The organism is Mesorhizobium loti CJ3sym (assembly GCF_000472785.1).
In the GTDB taxonomy this organism is placed as follows: Bacteria; Pseudomonadota; Alphaproteobacteria; order Rhizobiales; family Rhizobiaceae; genus Mesorhizobium; species Mesorhizobium loti_E.
Genome location: NZ_AXAL01000031.1, coordinates 1 through 18357, shown reverse-complemented (window position 1 = coordinate 18357; position 18357 = coordinate 1). Strand labels below are relative to the sequence as shown.

Below are 18357 nucleotides of genomic sequence, written 5' to 3'. Positions count from 1 at the left end.
CCGGCCGCTGCGACTGGAATGGTCTGCCTGTCTTGCCGCAATGGGTACTTTTCGCGGCCTTTTCCTGATGTAGACCGAGGTTGCAAGGGAGCAACCGGACGTTGGCGGAATTCGACTTCATCATTGTTGGTGCCGGCACCGCCGGTTGCCTGCTCGCCGACCGTTTGACGAAATCCGGAAAGCATCGCGTGCTTTTGCTGGAAGCTGGCGGTAGTGACCGTCGCTTCATGGTCCGCATGCCGATCGGCTACGGCCACAGCTTCTACAATCCGCGCGTCAACTGGATGTTCTGGTCAGGCGCGCAGGAGGCCCTGGCCGGCCGCAGGATCTACTTTCCGCGCGGCAAGCTGCTGGGTGGTTCGAGTTCGATCAACGCCATGGTTTTCGTGCGCGGACAGCAGCGCGATTTCGACGATTGGCGCGATGCCGGCAACCCCGGCTGGGGCTGGGATGATGTTCTGCCCCACTTCAAATCGTTCGAAAGATTTCATGGCAAGGCGAGCGTCGAGCGCGGGACCGACGGGGCGCTTGACGTCATCGACATGGCCGGCGGCGTGCATCCCATGAGCCACGGCTTTCTTGCCGCGGCAGAGCAGGCAGGCTTTGCAGCGACGCCGGATTACAACGGCCGTCAGCAGGAAGGTGTCGCCATCTACCAGATCACGACACGCAATGGCATGCGGGCGTCCGCGGCGACCGCATTCCTTCACCCTGCATTGAAACGCGACAATCTCCAGCTTGTGGCCGGCGCAGTGGCTGCCAGGCTTGTTTTCGACGGTCGCAAGGTCATCGGCGTCGACTATTCCACGGGCGCCACGAAACACACGGCCAGGGCACGTCGCGAGGTGATCCTCTCGGCGGGGGCGGTCGGTTCGCCAACCCTGATCCAGCGCTCGGGCGTTGGCGCGGGCGAGATGCTTCGAACGCTGGGCATCCCTGTCGTCCACGATCTGCCGGCGGTCGGCGAGCATCTGCAGGACCACCTCGGTGTCGATTATCTCTATCGCTCGCGCAAACCGACATTGAACGGTCAATTGCGGTCGTGGACCGGCCGCCTGATGCTGGGCATGCGTTATCTTGCGTTCCGCGACGGGCCGCTGTCACTCAGCGTCAACCAGGCCGGCGGCTTCGTCCGTTCAGATCCCGCGCGCGACTATGTCGACACCCAGCTCTACTTCTCTCCGGTCAGCTACAGCAAACCGACACCGGGCGTCCGGCGCCTGACCCTGCCCGACCCGTTCCCCGGCTTTTTCATCGGTATTTCGCACTGCCGGCCAAGGAGCCAAGGCAGCATTCGCATCGCCTCGGCCGATCCAGATGCCGCCCCGATCATCGACCCCAACTATCTCTCCCACCCAGCGGATATGGCGGAAATGCTGGCGGGTGTGCGGCTGATACGCAAAATCGCGGCGCAGCCGGCGATGGCGGAGCTGATCGAGGAAGAGCTCAAACCCGGCGTTGCAGTGACGACCGACGAGGAACTGTCCGACGACATTCGCCGCCGCTCGGGCAGCATTTTCCACGCATCCTGCACCTGCCGCATGGGCCCGGATCCGCAGTCTTCGGTCGTCGACCATCGCCTCAAGGTCCACGGTCTGTCGGGACTGCGGGTGATCGACGCTTCGGTATTCCCCCAAGTGACATCGGGCAACACCAACGCGCCGACGTTCATGGTGGCGGAGAAGGGTGCTGCGATGGTGCTTGAAGACCACGCCTGATCGATGACTGCTCCAGCACGCTGGCCAGCAACTCGACCCCCTTGCGGATGCTGCGCGGGTCGATGGCGCTGACGCCGAGCACGAGACCCTGATCGGCGACGGGGTCGATGCAAAATCGTCCGATCGTGGAGACGAGGACACCGGCGGCTTCCGCTGCTGTCTGCACCGCATCTTCCTGGTGCCCCGGTTGGGCAAACCGCGCGACGACGTGAAACCCGGCGTTGGACCGCGCGGTGTCGAGCAGGCCGCCGAGCAGCCGGTCGGCCGCGTCGTGGAAAACCTCATGCCTTTCCCGATAGATATCGCGCATGCGGCGAAGGTGAGTCGAGAAATGTCCCTCATTGATGAAGGCCGCCATCACCGCCTGGACGCTCGACGGGACCCCTTGGAGGAAGGCACCGGAAACTCTCTGAAATACCGCGACCAGCGGCCTTGGGGCGACATAGAAGCCGAGCCGCAGCGACGGGAACATCGACTTGGAGAACGTGCCGACATAGATCACGCGCTCGGCATTGTCGGCGCTCTTCAGCGTCGGCAACGGCCGGCCATCGTAACGGAATTCACCATCATAGTCGTCCTCGATGATCCAGGCATCGCGATCGTTGACGGCGCGCAACAGGTGGGCTCTACGCCGCAGGCTCATCTCCACGCCCAAAGGGTGCTGGTGCGACGGCGTCACGAACGCCAGGCGGAAGTCTGGCGCCTTGCTCAGTCCCGCCTCCACGGACAGGCCTTCGGCATCGACCGGAACCGGAACCATCGTGGCGCCGCAGGCGATCAGCGAGTTGCGCGCGCCGATCGCGCCGGGGTTCTCGAACCACACCGCATCGCCGCGATTGAGCAGCACGCGGCCGATCAGGTCGAATGCCTGCTGTGCGCCGTTGACGATGAAGATTTGCTCGGCCTCGCAGACCACACCGCGGCTGGCGCGCAGATGCTCGGCGATCGCCTGCCGAAGCTGCGGCAAGCCGTTCGGGTCGGAGTAGCCCATGATCAGGTCGCGCGGCTGGCGCCAGTGCTTGGCCGACAGCCGCGACCAGATGGCCAGCGGAAACGCGTCGAACGCCGGCATTCCGGTGACGAAGGCGCGTGGCTTCTGCGGGTGCGACAGACGCTGCAGGAAGCGCGGCGAAGCTTCGGCGATAAGGTCCGCCAGCTTTGTCGTGGCCGCGCGTTCGTTGCCCACCGTAACCGTGGCGCGGGGGCGCTGGGCCTCCGCCACCTCCGACACGAACGAGCCCGAGCCCGTGTGCGACACGATCAGGCCTTCAGCCGCCAGCCGTTCGAACACGGCGATCGCCGTTGTGCGCGACACGGCGAGTTCCCTGGCAAAGGTGCGGCTGGATGGCAGACGCTTTCCGACCGCCAGATCGCCTGAGACGATCATCTGCTTCACCGCGCTGTAAACCTGCGCGGTGATCGACCGTGTCGAGCTGCGATCGATGGCGATCGCAAACAGCAATTCGCCCCCTGACCGCTTGACCATGTCGCTCGCTCCATCGATGGCGAGCTATATCGGCTCGCGCATTTTTCGATAATGGACCTTATACGCGCGGTCCGTCAGGTTGATAGACCTCTGTATCGAGATCGACCGGACTGGCCATATGCGTATCGACTGCATCGAGACTTTCACGACCCGCGACATCGGTTTCGTTCGCATAACCACCGCCGACGGTGGTCAGGGCATTGGCCAGGTATCGACCTACCACTCCGACATAACTTCGGCGGTGCTGCACCGCCAGGTCGCGCCGTGGGTGCTCGGCGTCGAGTTCGACGATGTCGATGCGCTCACCGACAAGGTGATCGAGCGCGAGCACAAATTCCCCGGCTCGTACATGAAGCGCGCGCTGGGCGGGCTCGACACGGCGATCTGGGATTGCCGTGGCAAACAGGCCGGCAAGCCAGTGGTCGAGCTTCTCGGCGGCACGCCGGGCAAGCTGCGGGCCTATGCCTCCTCCATGAAGCGCGATATCACGCCGGACGCCGAAGCCAGGCGTTTCAAGCAGCTGCAGGGCGAGTTCGGTTTCGATGCGTTCAAGTTTCGCGTCGCGGCCGAGTATGGTCACGATGTCGACGAATGGCCCGGCCGCACGGAGCAGATCGTGCCGACGATCCGCAAGGCGCTTGGCACGTCGGCGTCCCTTCTCGTCGACGCCAACAGCGGCTTTTCGCCGGCGCGGGCGATCGAGGTCGGCTCCATCCTTGCCGATAACGGCATCGAGCATTTCGAGGAGCCGTGCCTGTACTGGGAGCTCGAGCAGACCAAGGAGGTGGCGGACGCATTGGACGTCGCCGTCACCGGCGGCGAGCAAGATTGCGAGATCGCTACCTGGCGGCGCATGATCGAGATGCGCGCCGTCGACATCGTCCAGCCGGATATCCTCTATCTTGGGGGTATGAGCCGTACCTTGCGGGTGTGCAGGATGGCAAAGGCGGCCGGCCTGCCGGTCACGCCGCACTCGGCCAATCTCGGGCTGGTGACGTTGTTCACTATGCACTTGCTGCGTGCCATCGATGGCGCCGGCAAATATCTCGAATTCTCGATCGAGGGTCCGGACTACTATCCCTGGCAGGAAGGCCTCTTCGTGAAATCGCCCTACGGCGTCGAGGATGGGCAGGTCTGCGTCTCCGACGAACCTGGATGGGGCGTCGAGATCTGCCCGGAGTGGCTGGCCAAGTCCGCCTACCAGAAGAGCGAACTGAGCTGACGGGATATGCTTGGCGCGGCGCGATCTTTGGATCGGCTCGCCGGCTTGCCCGACAGCCATTTCATCGACGAAGGCTGTGGCTGCCGCAATCGGCGCTCCGGCATCGGCCGGAAAAAGGGGGTGATCGCCTTGGCCAGCCAATGCAAGACCAAATCGGTCACGATCATATGACGGCCCCGGCCACATCCGCGGCGCGGGTATCTCGGTCGCCGACATTTCAGCGACTCGACGGATGGCGAATGGTCTGCCATTTTGTTGAGAATGGCAGTGTCCTGGGACAATGCAGGCCCTAACACTGTCGGATGGCAAGCCGCGCCGGCTTGCAAGGAAGCCTCCCGGCATCGTTTCGGTGTGCCGGTAAGAAAACAAAATTCAGGGGAACATCCCGCTTCCGAAAACGCCGGCCGGCCGAAACGTGAACGATCAACGTTGGGAAAATGGGAGAATTGACTTGAACAGGTTCACCACATCAGTGAGCCGCCGCACCTTGTTGAAGGTGACGGCGGTAGGCGCAGGCGCTCTCGCGGCTCCTGCTTTCATTTCGCGCGCAGCACTCGCCTCATCCGGCGAGTTGAATTTCATGGGCTGGGCGGGCTATCCCGACCTCGCCGCCAAGGTCTTCCCGGCCTTCGAAAAGGCGACCGGGATCAAGGTCAACTTCAACGAGCAGCCCGACCAGGATGCAATGTTTGCCCAGGCCAAGCTGTCGCTGCAGACCGGCGCGATCGATGTCGCCGAGCCGACCGTCGACCGCATCGGCGGCTGGGCTTCGAACGGGCTCACCCAGGGCTGGGACGTCAGCAAGCTGAATATCGACAACTATCTGCCCGGCCTGGCCGACGGCAAGATGGGAGAGATGGCAACGGTCGGCGGCAAGCGCATGATCGTGCTTAGCGTCTGGGGTACCGAGGCGATCGTCTATTCCAAGGCCGATGCGCCGACCGAATACGGCAAGGCAAGCCTTGGCGACCTGTTCGATCCGAAGTTCGTGGGCAAGGTCTGCCTGCGCCCGCATTCGGCGCTGGCCGCCATGGGGCGCTACCTCGATAGCGAAGGCAAGCTGCCGAAGCCATGGCTCGACGGCTACAAGGACGAAGCCACCATGAAGCAGCTTTGGGACATCGCGCTCGCCGAGGCTGTCAAGACCAAGTCGAATGTCGTCCAGTTCTGGTCGGGCGAAAACGAAGCCCAGGCAGCCTACCGCACCAACGGCGCGGTGATCGGCCTCAACTGGGACTCCACCGGCTACAATCTGCGTGCCGACGGGTTTGGCTACATCGCGCCGAAGGAAGGCGCGTTCGCCTGGAATCAGGGTTTTGCCCTGCTGTCCAACGCCAAGAACGTCGAACAGGCGCATGAATTCGCCAAATGGGTCGCCACGCCCGAAGGGTCGGCAGGATGGGCTGCCGCTTTCTCGGCCAACCCGGTCGCCAAGGGTGCGATCGACCTGGCCAGCGCCGAGGTGAAGGCGTTCTACACCTCAGCGCTTCCGAGCGACGCGACGCAGAAGCTGTGGTGGTGGCCGGAACAGCAGGCCTGGTTCATCAAGCTGCGCGGCGAGTATGCCGACAAGTACAAGGCGGCCTAGCCAGTTCGCGACAAACCGCCGGATTCTGACGGAGTCCGGCGGTTTTTTGCTGCACTGCGGCAATCTGGACTAGCATATTTCTCTTGAATTGGGGCAGACTACGCACAGCATGAGCGCGGGCGTCGATCTCGATAACGTATGTGCGGACTTCGGTTCCTTTCGGGCCGTCGACCGCGTAACCGTTCACATAAAGCCGGGTGAGTTCTTCTCGTTCCTGGGTCCGTCGGGCTGCGGCAAGACGACGATCCTTCGCATGGTCTCCGGATTCATCAGGCCGAGCGAGGGGAAAATCACCATCGGTGGCCAGGACATGCGCGACATCCGCCCGAACCAGCGGCCGACCGCGCTGATCTTCCAGAACCTCGCGCTGTTTCCGTTGATGCCGGTCTGGGAAAACATCGCCTTCGGGCTGGAAGTACGCGGCGTCGACAGGAAGGCGCGGCGCGACAGGGCCGAAGAGCTGCTGCGCCTGGTCGACCTGCCGGGAGCCGCGGACAAGACGATCGGCCAGCTTTCGGGCGGGCAGAAGCAGCGCGTCGCCATCGCGCGTGCGCTTGCCGTCGAGCCGAAGGTGATGCTGCTCGACGAGCCATTGTCAGCGCTCGACCTCAAACTCAGGCAGCACATGCGTGCCGAGCTGCGCGCCATCCAGAAGCGCACCAACGTGACCTTCATCTACATCACCCACGACCAGGGCGAGGCGTTGGCCATGTCCGACCGCGTCGGCGTGATGTCGCAAGGCCGGCTGCAGCAAGTGTCCGCGCCGCAGGACATCTACAACCAGCCGGTCAACGGCTTCGTTGCGTCGTTCGTCGGCGAAAACAACATCTTTGCCGGCAAGATCGGCAACATCTCCAGCAACATGGCGCAGTTCGAGACGAGCGTCGGCACGTTCAAGGCGACCATCGGGCCGGATGCGGGAACTGCCCACAATCCAAAGCTCTATGTCAGGCCCGAGCACGCCAGGCTCGTAGCCAAGCCGGTCAATGGCGAGAACGCAATTGCCGTCGAGATCGCCGACGTCGCCTTCGAGGGCAATTTCATCAGCATCCAGGCCCGCGACGCGCATGGCGGCATTCTCGTGGCCGAGGCCCGCAACGACGGCCAGGGCTCGGTGCCGTCGCCGGGCGAGAAGCTTCACATGGTCTTCGACGCCGAGCGAGCCGTTATTCTGGCCGACGAGACGCCGGCCGCGAACGCCACGCCATGAACGATCTCCTGCGCCGCTACGGACCAGTGCTTTCTATCCTGTTCGCTGCGCTGACGGCGTTCTGGCTGCTGGCGCTGGTGGTGTTGCCAGACCTCTATCTGTTCGAGAATTCGTTCCGGCCCTATTTGCCGATTTCCGAAGTTGGCGGGCCGAAGGATTTCTACAGCTTCGACAACTACCTGACTTTCTTTCACAGCCCGATCCACATCCAGGTGTTCGTCTGGACGATCGTCTACAGCACGGTCGTCACGGTTCTCTGCTTCGTGATCGCCTATCCGCTCGCCTACTATCTGTCCAAGGTGGCGCGCAGCAATCTGCTGCCGACGCTGTTCCTGCTCATCCTTGTTCCGTTGTGGGTCAGCGAGGTGCTGCGGTCGTTTGCCTGGTTCATCATCCTGGCGCTCAAGGGGCCGCTCAATATCCTGCTGCTCGGTATCGGTGTCATCGACCAGCCGATCCGCTGGCTTACAGGCTTTCGCGGCGTCATCATCGGCCTGGTGTACACCTACGTGCTGTTCATGCTGTTTCCGCTTTACAACGCCATCCAGTCGCTCGACACCAACCAGATCGAGGCCGCCGAAGATCTCGGGTCGCCGTGGTGGCGAACGCATTGGCGGGTGATCCTGCCGCACGCCAAGCCCGGCATCGCATCGGGGTCGGTGATGGTGTTCATGCTGTCGGCCGGCTCGATCCTGGTGCCGACGCTGCTGGCATCCACGTCGTCGCGGTGGTTCACGGAGATCATCCAGCAATGGATGTTCGAATCGCAGGACTGGAACACCGGCTCGGCCTATGCCTTCATGCTGCTGCTGCTGTGCACGATCTTTGTCTCGGTGGTGATGCGGCTGTTCCGCGTCAAGCTGTCGGACATCGCGAAATGAGTCCGTCATGAGCCAGGCGCGCCGATCCGATTGGCTGTTCCACGCCTACATGGTGGTGTTCCTGCTCTATATGCTGCTGCCGCTGGTCGTGATGGGCGGTGCCGCCTTCAACGATTCCCGCTTCCCGTCCGTCTATCCGTGGGTCGGCTTCACCGATCGCTGGTTCGTCGAGCTGTGGAACGACGGGCGCCTGTGGGGCGCGTTCCGCAACACGCTGTTCGTGGCGCTCGCCGTCGTCGGATTGTCCATTCCCATCGGAACCGCTGCCGCCATCCTGATCAACAGCCTGTCCGGCGCGGCACGCTCGGTCCTCTATGGCCTGATGGTCGCGCCGGTGCTGACGCCCGGCGCCGTGATCGGTATCTCGACCTTGCTGTTCTGGAACAAGTTCTCGGTTCCGGCCGGGCTGCATTTGTCGGTGCTCGGCCAGGTCTCCTATATCGCCGCCTTTGTCATGCTTCTGGTGCTGGCCCGGCTGCAGAGTTTTGACCGGCAGCTGGAGGAGGCGGCGCTCGACCTCGGGGCAAGCCACGCGCAGGTGCTACGGCGCATCTTGCTGCCGCATCTCTACCCGGCGATCGGCGCGGGTGCGGCGATCGCTTTCTTTCAGTCGATCGAGAATTTCAACACGACGCTGTTCACGCGCGGAACTTACGACACGCTGACCGTCTATGTGTTCTCCAAGGTGCGCAGCGGCATCACGCCGACCATCAATGCACTGGCGCTGATCCTGATCAGCGTGACGCTCGCCTGCGCCATCTGCTATGAAATTTCTCGCCGGCGTTCCGAGAAACGCGCGGCCATGGCAGCCGAATAGCGCGGAGTTGGGGGACGAAGTTTGTTGTCGACCTTCAGCGAAAACTTGACGGCTCCCCATATCGGGCGTGAGCAGCCTTTCCCTGACCGATTCACGATGAGGACTGTGACGTGACCGATGGGCTCCGCATCGCTGTCGAGGACGACCTGCCTTTTGTCGAGGCGATCGTCGAGGCCGCCTATTCTCACTATATCCCCATCATTGGCCAAAAGCCCGGGCCAATGCTGGATGACTACGCCGCACTGATCGGCGATCGGCGGGTCCATGTGCTGCAAAGTGACGGGATCATCAAAGGCGTCCTCGTGCTGATCCCCGAAGAGAACGCCATGCTCCTGGACAACATTGCCGTCATTCGCGCCGCAAAAGGGGCGGGCCTGGGCCGAAAGATGTTGATGTTCGCCGAGCAGTCGGCGCGGGACGCCGGCTACAAATCGATCCGGCTCTACACGCACGAGAAGATGACGCAAAACATCGCACTCTATTCCCGCATTGGTTATGTCGAGACGCACCGGGGCGAGGAGAAGGGGCTGCGCCGGGTCTACATGACCAAAGCGCTCGATTGAAATCGGCATCGGGAATGGCATCGGGCGGGGCAGGGATGGCCGGACGCCAAAACACCGTCCCGCAGTAGATAATCAGTACAGCATTTTGGAGGTTCGCTGGCTTCTTGCCGTGCCTCTGCCGCTTGAGGTCCTTTTGGCCGGAGTCCTCTGCTGGAGGTGTCGGCTTTTTTGTCTCGCCCTGGAACAGGCCTGATCTTTTCGTCCAGTTGAAGGGGATATCTTTTGACCTGTGTATCAGGTGCCTGAGGCACCCGGGTTGCCTGAGGCACCCGGGTTGCCTGAGGTAGCGCCCGAAATCATATTCAGCGTCAAAAAAGCGAAGCGGGATTGCGCCGCAAATGCTCTTGTTGTACGAACGTTCAACAAGAGCATTTGCGGGTACCTGCCGTGGTACGAACCGAGTTTCCCTTTGCCGTCGAAACCGTCGATCCGCTGTGGATCAGGCTGGCCGACGGCACCCGTATTGCCGCGACGCTGTGGCGGCCGCGCACCGAGGGCAAGGTGCCCGTGGTCGTCGAAATGGTGCCTTACCGCCGCCGTGATGGCACCGTTGCCCGCGACATCGACATCCATCCCTGGCTTGCCGGTCATGGCATCGCCTGCGCCCGCATCGATATCAGGGGCTCGGGCGATTCCGATGGCGATCTGGCCGACGAATATCTGCCGCGCGAACAGGAAGATGCCTGCGAGATCATCGCCCATCTCGCCGCCCAACCCTGGTGCAACGGCAATGTCGGCATGACCGGCATTTCCTGGGGCGGCTTCAACGCGTTGCAGGTCGCGGCGCGCCGGCCGCCGGCCCTGAAGGCCATCATCACCAACTGCGCCACCGACGACCGCTACGCCGACGACATCCATTATATGGGCGGCGCGTTGCTGACCGAGCAGGAGATGTGGTCGAACTTCATGCTGGTGAAGAAGGCGATGGCGCCCGACCCGCAGATCGTCGGCGATGCCTGGCGCGCCATGTGGGAAAGCCGCCTTGCGGCGACAAGCTCGCTTTCGGAAGTGTGGCTCGCGCATCAGCGTCGCGACGAGTACTGGCGGCAAGGGTCCGTCTGCGAGGATCATTCCGCGATCGAATGCGCCGTCATGGCCGTCTGCGGCTGGGAGGACAGCTATTCCAACTTCGTCCCGCGCCTGCTCGAACATCTGCCGGGGCCGAAGCTCGGCATTGTTGGGCCGTGGTCGCATACCTATCCCTGTCGCGGTGCGCCCGGACCACTGATCGGCTATCTGCAGGAGGCGCTGCGCTGGTGGCGCCATTGGCTCCGCGGCGAAGACACCGGCATCATGAACGAGCCGCTCTACCGCGTCTGGGTGACGGGCGAGGAGCGGCCGCAGCCTTTTTACCTTCCGGATCATGCTGGCAGTTGGGCCGCCGAGGATCAGTGGCCGTGGCCGCGCATCGAGCGCCGTGTACTGCATCTGAACGCCGGCGGGTTGAGCAGCGAGCCCGCACCGGGAGCGACGCTTTCAGTCTGCTCGCCGGCGACCGCCGGCCGGGATTGCGGCCGCTGGGGCGGCTATGGCGGCTCCTGTCCTGATATGCCCATCGACCAGCGCCGCGAGGACGGGATGGCGCTGTGCTTCGACACGCCAGTGCTGAGCGATGATCTGACCTTGCTCGGCGCACCCGAACTCGACCTGCTCGTCAGCGTCGACCAGCCATATGTCAACCTCGCCGTGCGGCTCTGCGATGTCTATCCCGACGGCACTTCGGCGCTGATGACCTATGGTGTGCTCAACCTCAGCCATCGCGACAGCCATGAGCACCCGACGCCGTGTCCAGTAGGGTCACCGTTTCGCGTGAAGCTGAAGCTCAACGATTTCGCCCGCACCATACCCAAGGGCCATCGGATCCGGCTGGCGCTGGCCAACCAGCATTGGCCGATCCTGTGGCCGCAGCCGCATTTGTCGACGCTGTCGGTCGTAACCGGCGACAGCGCGGTGATGCTGCCGGTGCGCCCGTCGTCCCCCCGCGACCGCGATGTCCGCTTCGAGCCCGCCGAAACCGCGCCGCCGGTTCCGACCACGACGCTGGACGAGGGCTTCGACCGCCGCATCGTCACCGAGGGTGTCGGCTCGAGCGTGCAGACCATCGCGCTGAGTTCAGACCATGGACGCCGGCGCTATGACGATCGCGCCATCACTGTGTCTTCGGCCAACAGCGATACGATGAGCATCCGTGCCGACGATCCGTTGTCGGCGAAACTGGTCACCGAATATCGCTGGGCGATTGCCAGCGGCGATGCCGACACTGAGGCAGTCGCCGTGACTGAGCTGACATCCGACGAAACGCATTTCAACCTGAGTTGGCGGCTCGAGGCGCGAGAACGGGGCACGCTTGTCCACAGCGCCTCGGCAAGCCGGCGCATCAGGCGCGATTTCGCCTGAGGAGAGGGGAGACAGACCATGCTCGCATATGCAGTGAAGCGCATTGGTCTCGGCCTCCTGATCCTCGTCCTCGTCATGATCGCCATGTATGCAGCGGTCTTCCTGGTTCCCGGCGATCCAGCAACCGTGGCACTGGGTCCGCGCGCCACGCCGGAACTGAAGCGGCTGCTGATCGAGCGCATGGGTCTCGACCAGCCGGTGTGGTGGCAGATCATCGAATTCTTCCGCAACGCGCTGACCGGCAATCTCGGCTACGACGTCTGGTCGAACCGGCCCGTCTCGACCCTGGTGCTGGAAGCGCTGCCGAACACGCTGATCCTTGGGCTGACGGCGCTTACCGTCGCGCTCCTCATCGGCGTGCCGCTCGGTTGCCTGTCGGTGATGCGGCGCGGCACGGCAGCCGATGCCGTCATCGGCGTGCTCTCGGTCGGCGTCATTGCCGTGCCGTCCTTCGTCGTCGCCATCTATTCGCTGCTGCTGTTCGCCGTCACGCTACGCTGGTTGCCGGCCATCGGCGCCGGCGAGGCCGGGGACTTCGTCAGCCAGGCCAAGGCGCTGGTGATGCCGGCCGCGGCCATCGCGCTTGGCTGGATCGGCTACATCGCCCGCATGGTGCGTGCCTCGATGATGGAGGTGATGGGCGAACCGCACATCCGCACCGCACGCTCGTTTGGCTTGCCGGAGTGGAAGATCGTCTCGAAATACGCGCTGCGCATCGCCATCATCCCGACCATCTCGCTGGTCGCTGTCGGACTTGGCAGCATCCTGTCCAGCGCCGTCTTCGTCGAGGCGGTGTTTGCCCGGCCCGGCATCGGCAAGCTGATCACCGACGCCGTCAACACCCGCAACTATCCGGTCGTCATGGGCACGGTGCTGATTATGACCGCCATCTATGTCTCCATCACCATTGCCGCCGATCTGTTGATCGCGCGGCTCGACCCGAGGGTGCGCGATGTCTTCCGTGGCTGATGCCTCGTTGTCCGTTCCGGACCGACAACGGTTTCCGCTGCTGCGCGCACTGCTTGCCGATCCGTTCACCTGCGTGGCGCTGATCCTGGTCACCGGTTTCCTCGTCACCGCGATCTTCGCGCCGTTTCTGGCGCCCTATTCGCCGGTCAAGATCGACGTGCTGCACAAGCTGCAGCCGCCATCGATGGAGCATTGGTTCGGCACCGATCATCTCGGCCGCGATCTCCTGTCGCGCGTCATCTATGGTGCGCGTACCGCACTCACCATCGCCATGGTTTCGGTGGCGATTGCCGGCGCCATCGGCTTGCTGCTCGGCCTGATCGCCGGCTACGGCCCGCGCTGGCTCGACGCCATCCTGGTGCTGAGCTTCGACAGCCTGAACTCGCTGCCGATGATCATGTTCGCGCTCGCCATCATCACCGTGCTCGGCGCCGGCACCGGCACGCTGATCATCGTCATCGCCGCGACCTCGTTTCCAAGCTATGCCCGGCTGATCCGGGCACAGACGCTGGCGCTGAAGAACAGTGATTACATCCTGGCCGAGCGGCTGATCGACGCCAGTGCCGCGCGCATCATCTTCATCCATCTTCTGCCCAATGTGGTGGGACCGCTGATCATCCTTTTGTCGATGGACATCCCGGTCGTCATCATGGTCGAGGCCGGCCTGAGCTTCCTCGGCCTTGGTGTGCGGCCGCCGACACCGTCCTGGGGCTCGATCCTCTATGATGGCTACACCTCGATCCGTTCCGCGCCCTTCATGGTCATTTTCGGTGGCTTGCCGCTGGTGCTGGCGACGCTCGGCTTCACCTTCCTCGGCGAGGGCCTGCGCGACTATCTCGACCCGCGCCTGCAGTTGCGGAGGCCGGCATGAGCGGCTCGCTCGCCGCCAGCGATCTAAGCGTCCGCTATGAGACGCCGCATGGCGCGGTGCACGCGCTGCGCCATGTCGACATCGAGGCGCATCCCGGCGAGGTCATCGGCATTGTCGGCGAGAGCGGCTGCGGCAAGTCCACGCTGGTCACCGCTCTAGCCAATCTGTTGCCGGCCAATGCCCGCGTCGATGGGTCGATCCGTTACAACGGTGTCGACCTGGCCAAGCTCGACGCGCACCGCCAGCGCCTGCTGCGCGGTGACGAGATCGCGCTGGTCAGCCAGGATCCGATGACGGCGTTCAATCCGGTGCTGACCATCGGCGACCAGCTCGTCGACTTCCAGCACCACCGCAAGGATCTTGGCCGGGCGCAGAAGCGGGCGCGCATCGCTGCCATGCTCGGCCGCGTCGGCATCGCCGACGCCGAACGGCGCATGCAGAGCTATCCGCATGAACTCTCCGGCGGCATGCGCCAGCGCGTTGCCATCGCCGCTGCTCTGTTGACCGATCCCGGCCTGCTCATCGCCGACGAGCCGACGACGGCGCTCGATGTCACCATGGAGGCGCAAATCATCCATCTGCTGCGCGAGCTGCGTCGCGAATATAACGGCATCATCATCGTCGTCTCGCACCATCTCGGCGTCATCGCCGAGCTCTGCGACCGGGTCTATGTCATGTATGCCGGCGAGGTGGTCGAAGGCGGTGAGGTCGACGCCATCTTCCACGACGCGCGCCACCCCTATACCCAAGCGCTGCTCGCCTGCGATCCGGCCCGCTTCCATGAGCGGCTGGACCGGCTGCCGACCATTCCCGGCTCCTTGCCCAACCTGACCCAGCCGCCGTCGGGATGCGTTTACGCACCGCGTTGCGACCGCGCCTTCGCGCCATGCGCTGCAATCGCGCCGCCGCTGGTGAAACTCGCCGCCGCCCATGTCGCGCGCTGCCACGCGGTGACGCCATGAGCCCGCTGCTCGCCGTCGAAGACCTCTCCGTGAGCTTCACCAGGGGTGGCCTGCTCAACCGGCTGATCAATCCGTTCCCGTTGCCGGGCTTCAACGTCATCGACGGCGTGACGCTGTCGCTGATGCCAGGCGAGACGCTCGGGCTGGTCGGCGAATCTGGCTCGGGCAAGACGACGCTGGCGCGCACCATCCTCGGCCTCATCCGAGTCGCCGCCGGCCGCATCGTTTTCGAGGGCAGGGATGTTACGACGCCTGCCGATTTCCGCGCCATGCGCCGGCGTTCGGCGATGATGTTCCAGGACCCGGTCGCCTCGCTCAGCCCGCGCCTGCGCATCGGCGCGCTGCTGACCGAGCCGCAGATCATCCAGGGTATCCCGATGCCGGACCGGCGCGCCGCCGCCAAGGCGCTGCTGGCGCTGGTCGGTTTGCCCTTGTCCTTCGTCGACCGCTTTCCGCATGAGCTTTCGGGCGGCCAGGCGCGCCGCGTCGGTGTCGCGCGGGCGCTGGCGATGAAGCCGCATCTGCTGCTCGCCGACGAGCCGACCGCCGGCCTCGATGTCTCGGTGCAGGGTGACGTGCTCAACCTCATCGGCGAGCTCAAGCGCGAGCTCGGCTTCGCTGCCATGATCGTCACCCACAATCTGGCGATGATCCGCCATGTCAGCGACCGGCTGGCCATCATGTATCTCGGCCGGCTGGTCGAGACCGGACCGACGCAGGACGTGTTTTCCGCGCCGATGCATCCCTATACGGCGACGCTGATCCAGTCAGAGCCGATCCCCGATCCGCGCCGCCGCAGCCACAACCCTGCCGTCACCGGCGAGATCCCGAGCGTGTTCCGGCGACCTTCGGGCTGCGAGTTCCACACGCGCTGCCCGATCGCGCGCGACCGTTGCAAGATCGAGGCGCCAGCCTATCGGCCGATGGGCGCCGACCGGATGGTGCGCTGCCATTTCCCGCTTGAGACAGGCGGGCAAGAACGGGAAGCCTTTTCACGCGCTTCCATAAATCAAAGGGGAAATTGACATGACAGAATGGTCCATCAACAGACGTGCATTCCTGAAGGCGGCCGGGGTGATGAGCGCCGGCCTGGCGATGAAGCCTGGCTTTGCCTGGTCGGCTGCCGGCGACACGTTGCGTATCCGCATGGAGGGTGATCTGCAGTGCCTCGATCCAGCCTTCATGAATGGCGGCATCGAGGATGTAATGATGCGCGGCATCTACGTCTCGCTCAACCATTTCGGCGACATCAGGAAAGGCTCGCCCTGGTCGCTGTGGGGCGCCGAAAAACTCGAACAGAAAGACCCCAAGACCATCGCCTTCACGCTGATCGACGGGCTGAAATGGTCTGGTGGTTTCGGCGCGGTCACATCAGATGACGTGAAGTTCTCGTTCGAGCGCATCGCCGACAAGGCGCTGGCATCGCCGTGGGCCTACCAGTTCGAAAAGCTTGACCGCGTCGAGGTCGTCGATGCCAGGTCCGGCATCATCCATCTCAAGGAACCATACCAGCCGATCTTCGTCACCAGCCTGCCTTACTATGGTGGCCACATCATCAGTCGCGCCGGCACCGAGAAGGCCGGCGGCAAGTTCACCACGCAGCCGCCGGCGACCTGCGGTCCCTATCTCTTCAGCGACTGGCAGCAGAAGCAGAAGGTGACGCTGACGGCCAATCCTGACTGGCCGGGTCCGAAGCCGGATTTCTCAAAGGTCGAGATTTATGTCGTGTCGGACGATCAGGCAGCCCAGCTCGCCTATGAGGCCGACGCCTTCGACTACACCAAGATCGCCATTTCGGCGACCAAAGCGGTCAAGGCGAGCCCACCCGCCGACACGACCCTGATCGAGGCGCAGTCGACACGCTATGTCTGGCTGACCATCAACATGCTGAGCCCGCGGCTCAAGGACCTGAAAGTCCGCCAGGCGGTGCAGTATGGCGTCGATGTCGGACAGATCCTCACCGGCGTCTATGACGACCTCACCAAGCGTTCGACCGGTGTCGTCCAGCCCAGCACCAAATTCGCGCGTGCCACCAATCTGATCGCTGCGCCCGACTATGAGAAGTCGATCGCGTTGCTCAAGGAAGCAGGTGTCGGCGACCTGTCGCTGACCTTGACGGTGATGAACGATTCCATTCGCACCGCAACCGCGCAGATCATCCAGGCCAGTCTCGAACAGGCCGGCATCAACGTCGAAATCCAGCCTTATGACGAGGCCGCTTTCTGGGGCGTCGGCGACAAGACGCAAGGCGATGGCTACAAGAACATCGACCTGGCGTTGATGGACTTTGCCGGCGGCATCGACCCGTCAGAAAATCTGGTCTGGTTCCGCCCCGACCAGATCGGCGCCTACAACTGGTCCGGCTTCGATAGTGCTGAGTTTGAGACCAGCTACCAGCAATTGGTGGCGGAAAGCGACGAGGCCAAGCGCATCGCCTTGTCCAACCGCATGGAGGATTTGATGGAGCAGTCTGGCGGCTTCGTCTTCCTCTGCCACCAGCCGCTGGTCGCCATCCACAAGACCGCTTTCGAGCCGGTTATCTATCCGGACGGCCACCCCAATCCGGTGCTGTTCAAGAAGAAGGCGTGAACGCGCTTTCATGGACAGGAAGGGCATAATCGATTAGCTGGGGTCCATGACGGAAGCCCAACCAGACGGTGCAAAAAGGAAGCGCGGCGCGAAGAAGGCTCCGCCGCGCTTCAGCCGCGAACAGGCTGACGTGCGCCGCTCCATGCTGATCGAGGCGGCGACGCGCTGCCTGTCGGTCGGCGGCATCGGCGCCTTCACCATTGATCGCATCTGCAAGGAGGCTGGCGTCTCGCGCGGCCTCATCAACCATCACTTCGAAAGCCTCGATGGCTTGCTGGTCGAGGTCTACAAATCCTCGCTCTATGCCAGCGTCAACAACCAGATCGCCGAAGCCAAACGCCGCCGCGCCGAAACGTCAGACTGGTCGCCGCAGGCCGCCCTTGCCGCCCTGGTGCATTCCAATTTTTCACCGGAGTATTTCAGCCGCGAGAACCTGCTGATCTGGCTGTCGCTGTGGGGCGAGATCGCCGTCAACCCGCGGCTCAAGGCGGCGCACCGTGAACTTTACGACGCCTACCGGGCGGAGCTTGCCGAGGACATCGCCGCGGTCGCGGTGCCGCGCGGCCGGCAAGTCGATGCTCCGGCGCTGGCGCGCAATTTCATCGCGCTGGTCGACGGGCTATGGCTCGAATGGTGCCTTGATGAAAGCGTGGTGACGCCGCAGGGTGCGGAGGCGGCGGGGTTCGAGATGCTCGAGGGACAGGTGGGGCCTTTGCGGGGCGGATAACGATTGCAGGTCGGCGCGAGGCCCCCCCTCTGTCCTGCCGGACATCTCCCCCACTTGGGGGTGAGATTGGCAGCTTCGCGGTCCCATCTCCTCTTTCAACGTCGACGATTGGCGAAGGCCAAGGTGACATCCGATCTCCCCCTGTTTGGACCGGAGACATCGCGAACAGGTGTGCGAAGACATCGCGAACAGTTTCGTGCGCTTTGCGCGGGGAGGTTCGTGTTGCCATTCGAGGCCAGGAGCGTGATGAACCAGAAGGAAGAATTTGTGCGCCTGGCGCTGGCGCCGGGTGCGAATGTGAGTGCGCTGTGCCGTCGCTTCGGGATCGGCCGGACCTGCGGGCACAAGCTGATCGCG

The 18357-nt window shown here is 63.6% G+C and carries 16 protein-coding genes; 14 read left to right on the top strand and 2 right to left on the bottom strand.

The window, feature by feature from the left end; translation table 11 throughout:
- Nucleotides 1–101: 101 nt before the first annotated feature.
- Complete coding sequence (locus A3A9_RS0131255; protein WP_027062145.1) at nucleotides 102–1718, top strand: GMC family oxidoreductase; 1617 nt, start codon at nucleotides 102–104, stop codon at nucleotides 1716–1718.
- On the opposite strand, the gene A3A9_RS39850 is transcribed toward A3A9_RS0131255, so the two are convergent.
- Complete coding sequence (locus tag A3A9_RS39850; RefSeq protein WP_051371306.1) at nucleotides 1669–3204, bottom strand: PLP-dependent aminotransferase family protein; 1536 nt, start codon at nucleotides 3202–3204, stop codon at nucleotides 1669–1671. The two genes, A3A9_RS0131255 and A3A9_RS39850, sit on opposite strands and share 50 nt — an antisense overlap.
- Nucleotides 3205–3322: 118 nt before the next feature.
- Between A3A9_RS39850 and A3A9_RS0131245 the strand changes: the two genes are divergently transcribed.
- A complete protein-coding gene (locus tag A3A9_RS0131245) occupies nucleotides 3323–4426 on the top strand; it encodes a mandelate racemase/muconate lactonizing enzyme family protein (RefSeq protein ID WP_027062144.1) in 1104 nt (367 codons plus the stop codon).
- Here A3A9_RS0131245 and A3A9_RS44340 read toward each other — a convergent pair.
- Nucleotides 4402–4593: a hypothetical protein gene (locus A3A9_RS44340; protein WP_152536215.1), complete on the bottom strand. Its 192-nt coding sequence runs from the start codon at nucleotides 4591–4593 to the stop codon at nucleotides 4402–4404. The two genes, A3A9_RS0131245 and A3A9_RS44340, sit on opposite strands and share 25 nt — an antisense overlap.
- 284 nt (nucleotides 4594–4877) lie before the next feature.
- On the opposite strand from A3A9_RS44340, the gene A3A9_RS0131235 reads away from it, so the two are divergent.
- From A3A9_RS0131235 to A3A9_RS0131180, 12 genes are all read left to right on the top strand, one after another.
- The gene (locus A3A9_RS0131235; protein ID WP_033838910.1) at nucleotides 4878–6014 is read left to right on the top strand and encodes an extracellular solute-binding protein; all 1137 of its coding nucleotides are present in this window, start codon (nucleotides 4878–4880) and stop codon (nucleotides 6012–6014) included.
- A 109-nt stretch (nucleotides 6015–6123) separates the two neighbouring features.
- Entirely contained in the window at nucleotides 6124–7224 is a 1101-nt protein-coding gene (locus A3A9_RS0131230; protein ID WP_027062142.1) for an ABC transporter ATP-binding protein, read from the top strand.
- Entirely contained in the window at nucleotides 7221–8105 is an 885-nt protein-coding gene (locus A3A9_RS0131225; RefSeq protein ID WP_027030421.1) for an ABC transporter permease, read from the top strand. Before A3A9_RS0131230 ends, A3A9_RS0131225 begins: the two co-directional genes overlap by 4 nt.
- Nucleotides 8106–8112: 7 nt before the next feature.
- On the top strand, nucleotides 8113–8922 hold the full coding sequence (locus A3A9_RS0131220; RefSeq protein WP_027062141.1) for an ABC transporter permease: 810 nt from the start codon (nucleotides 8113–8115) through the stop codon (nucleotides 8920–8922).
- A 110-nt stretch (nucleotides 8923–9032) separates the two neighbouring features.
- The gene (locus A3A9_RS0131215; protein ID WP_027062140.1) at nucleotides 9033–9485 is read left to right on the top strand and encodes a GNAT family N-acetyltransferase; all 453 of its coding nucleotides are present in this window, start codon (nucleotides 9033–9035) and stop codon (nucleotides 9483–9485) included.
- A gap of 387 nt (nucleotides 9486–9872) precedes the next feature.
- On the top strand, nucleotides 9873–11882 hold the full coding sequence (locus A3A9_RS0131210; protein ID WP_027062139.1) for a CocE/NonD family hydrolase: 2010 nt from the start codon (nucleotides 9873–9875) through the stop codon (nucleotides 11880–11882).
- Nucleotides 11883–11900: 18 nt separating this feature from the next.
- Nucleotides 11901–12851, top strand: a complete 951-nt coding sequence (locus tag A3A9_RS0131205) for an ABC transporter permease (protein ID WP_027062138.1) — start codon at nucleotides 11901–11903, stop codon at nucleotides 12849–12851.
- Nucleotides 12835–13722 carry an ABC transporter permease gene (locus A3A9_RS0131200; RefSeq protein ID WP_051371303.1) on the top strand — a complete coding sequence of 296 codons (888 nt, stop codon included), beginning with the start codon at nucleotides 12835–12837 and terminating at the stop codon, nucleotides 13720–13722. Before A3A9_RS0131205 ends, A3A9_RS0131200 begins: the two co-directional genes overlap by 17 nt.
- A complete protein-coding gene (locus A3A9_RS0131195; RefSeq protein ID WP_027062136.1) occupies nucleotides 13719–14684 on the top strand; it encodes an ABC transporter ATP-binding protein in 966 nt (321 codons plus the stop codon). The genes A3A9_RS0131200 and A3A9_RS0131195 overlap by 4 nt, the downstream gene beginning before the upstream one ends.
- The gene (locus A3A9_RS0131190; protein ID WP_027062135.1) at nucleotides 14681–15709 is read left to right on the top strand and encodes an oligopeptide/dipeptide ABC transporter ATP-binding protein; all 1029 of its coding nucleotides are present in this window, start codon (nucleotides 14681–14683) and stop codon (nucleotides 15707–15709) included. The genes A3A9_RS0131195 and A3A9_RS0131190 overlap by 4 nt, the downstream gene beginning before the upstream one ends.
- A 1-nt stretch (nucleotide 15710) precedes the next feature.
- Complete coding sequence (locus tag A3A9_RS0131185; protein WP_027062134.1) at nucleotides 15711–17273, top strand: ABC transporter substrate-binding protein; 1563 nt, start codon at nucleotides 15711–15713, stop codon at nucleotides 17271–17273.
- A 46-nt stretch (nucleotides 17274–17319) separates the two neighbouring features.
- On the top strand, nucleotides 17320–18000 hold the full coding sequence (locus tag A3A9_RS0131180; protein ID WP_027062133.1) for a TetR/AcrR family transcriptional regulator: 681 nt from the start codon (nucleotides 17320–17322) through the stop codon (nucleotides 17998–18000).
- Nucleotides 18001–18357: the final 357 nt, after the last annotated feature.

What these genes read in the sequence shown, in the direction of transcription:
- A3A9_RS39850 (WP_051371306.1), bottom strand. Translation starts at nt 3,204, where the DNA reads ATGGTCAAGCGGTCAGGGGGCGAATTGCTGTTTGCGATCGCCATCGAT.
- A3A9_RS0131245 (WP_027062144.1), top strand. Translation starts at nt 3,323, where the DNA reads ATGCGTATCGACTGCATCGAGACTTTCACGACCCGCGACATCGGTTTC.
- A3A9_RS44340 (WP_152536215.1), bottom strand. Translation starts at nt 4,593, where the DNA reads ATGATCGTGACCGATTTGGTCTTGCATTGGCTGGCCAAGGCGATCACC.
- A3A9_RS0131230 (WP_027062142.1), top strand. Translation starts at nt 6,124, where the DNA reads ATGAGCGCGGGCGTCGATCTCGATAACGTATGTGCGGACTTCGGTTCC.
- A3A9_RS0131225 (WP_027030421.1), top strand. Translation starts at nt 7,221, where the DNA reads ATGAACGATCTCCTGCGCCGCTACGGACCAGTGCTTTCTATCCTGTTC.
- A3A9_RS0131220 (WP_027062141.1), top strand. Translation starts at nt 8,113, where the DNA reads ATGAGCCAGGCGCGCCGATCCGATTGGCTGTTCCACGCCTACATGGTG.
- A3A9_RS0131205 (WP_027062138.1), top strand. Translation starts at nt 11,901, where the DNA reads ATGCTCGCATATGCAGTGAAGCGCATTGGTCTCGGCCTCCTGATCCTC.
- A3A9_RS0131200 (WP_051371303.1), top strand. Translation starts at nt 12,835, where the DNA reads ATGTCTTCCGTGGCTGATGCCTCGTTGTCCGTTCCGGACCGACAACGG.
- A3A9_RS0131195 (WP_027062136.1), top strand. Translation starts at nt 13,719, where the DNA reads ATGAGCGGCTCGCTCGCCGCCAGCGATCTAAGCGTCCGCTATGAGACG.
- A3A9_RS0131190 (WP_027062135.1), top strand. Translation starts at nt 14,681, where the DNA reads ATGAGCCCGCTGCTCGCCGTCGAAGACCTCTCCGTGAGCTTCACCAGG.
- A3A9_RS0131185 (WP_027062134.1), top strand. Translation starts at nt 15,711, where the DNA reads ATGACAGAATGGTCCATCAACAGACGTGCATTCCTGAAGGCGGCCGGG.
- A3A9_RS0131180 (WP_027062133.1), top strand. Translation starts at nt 17,320, where the DNA reads ATGACGGAAGCCCAACCAGACGGTGCAAAAAGGAAGCGCGGCGCGAAG.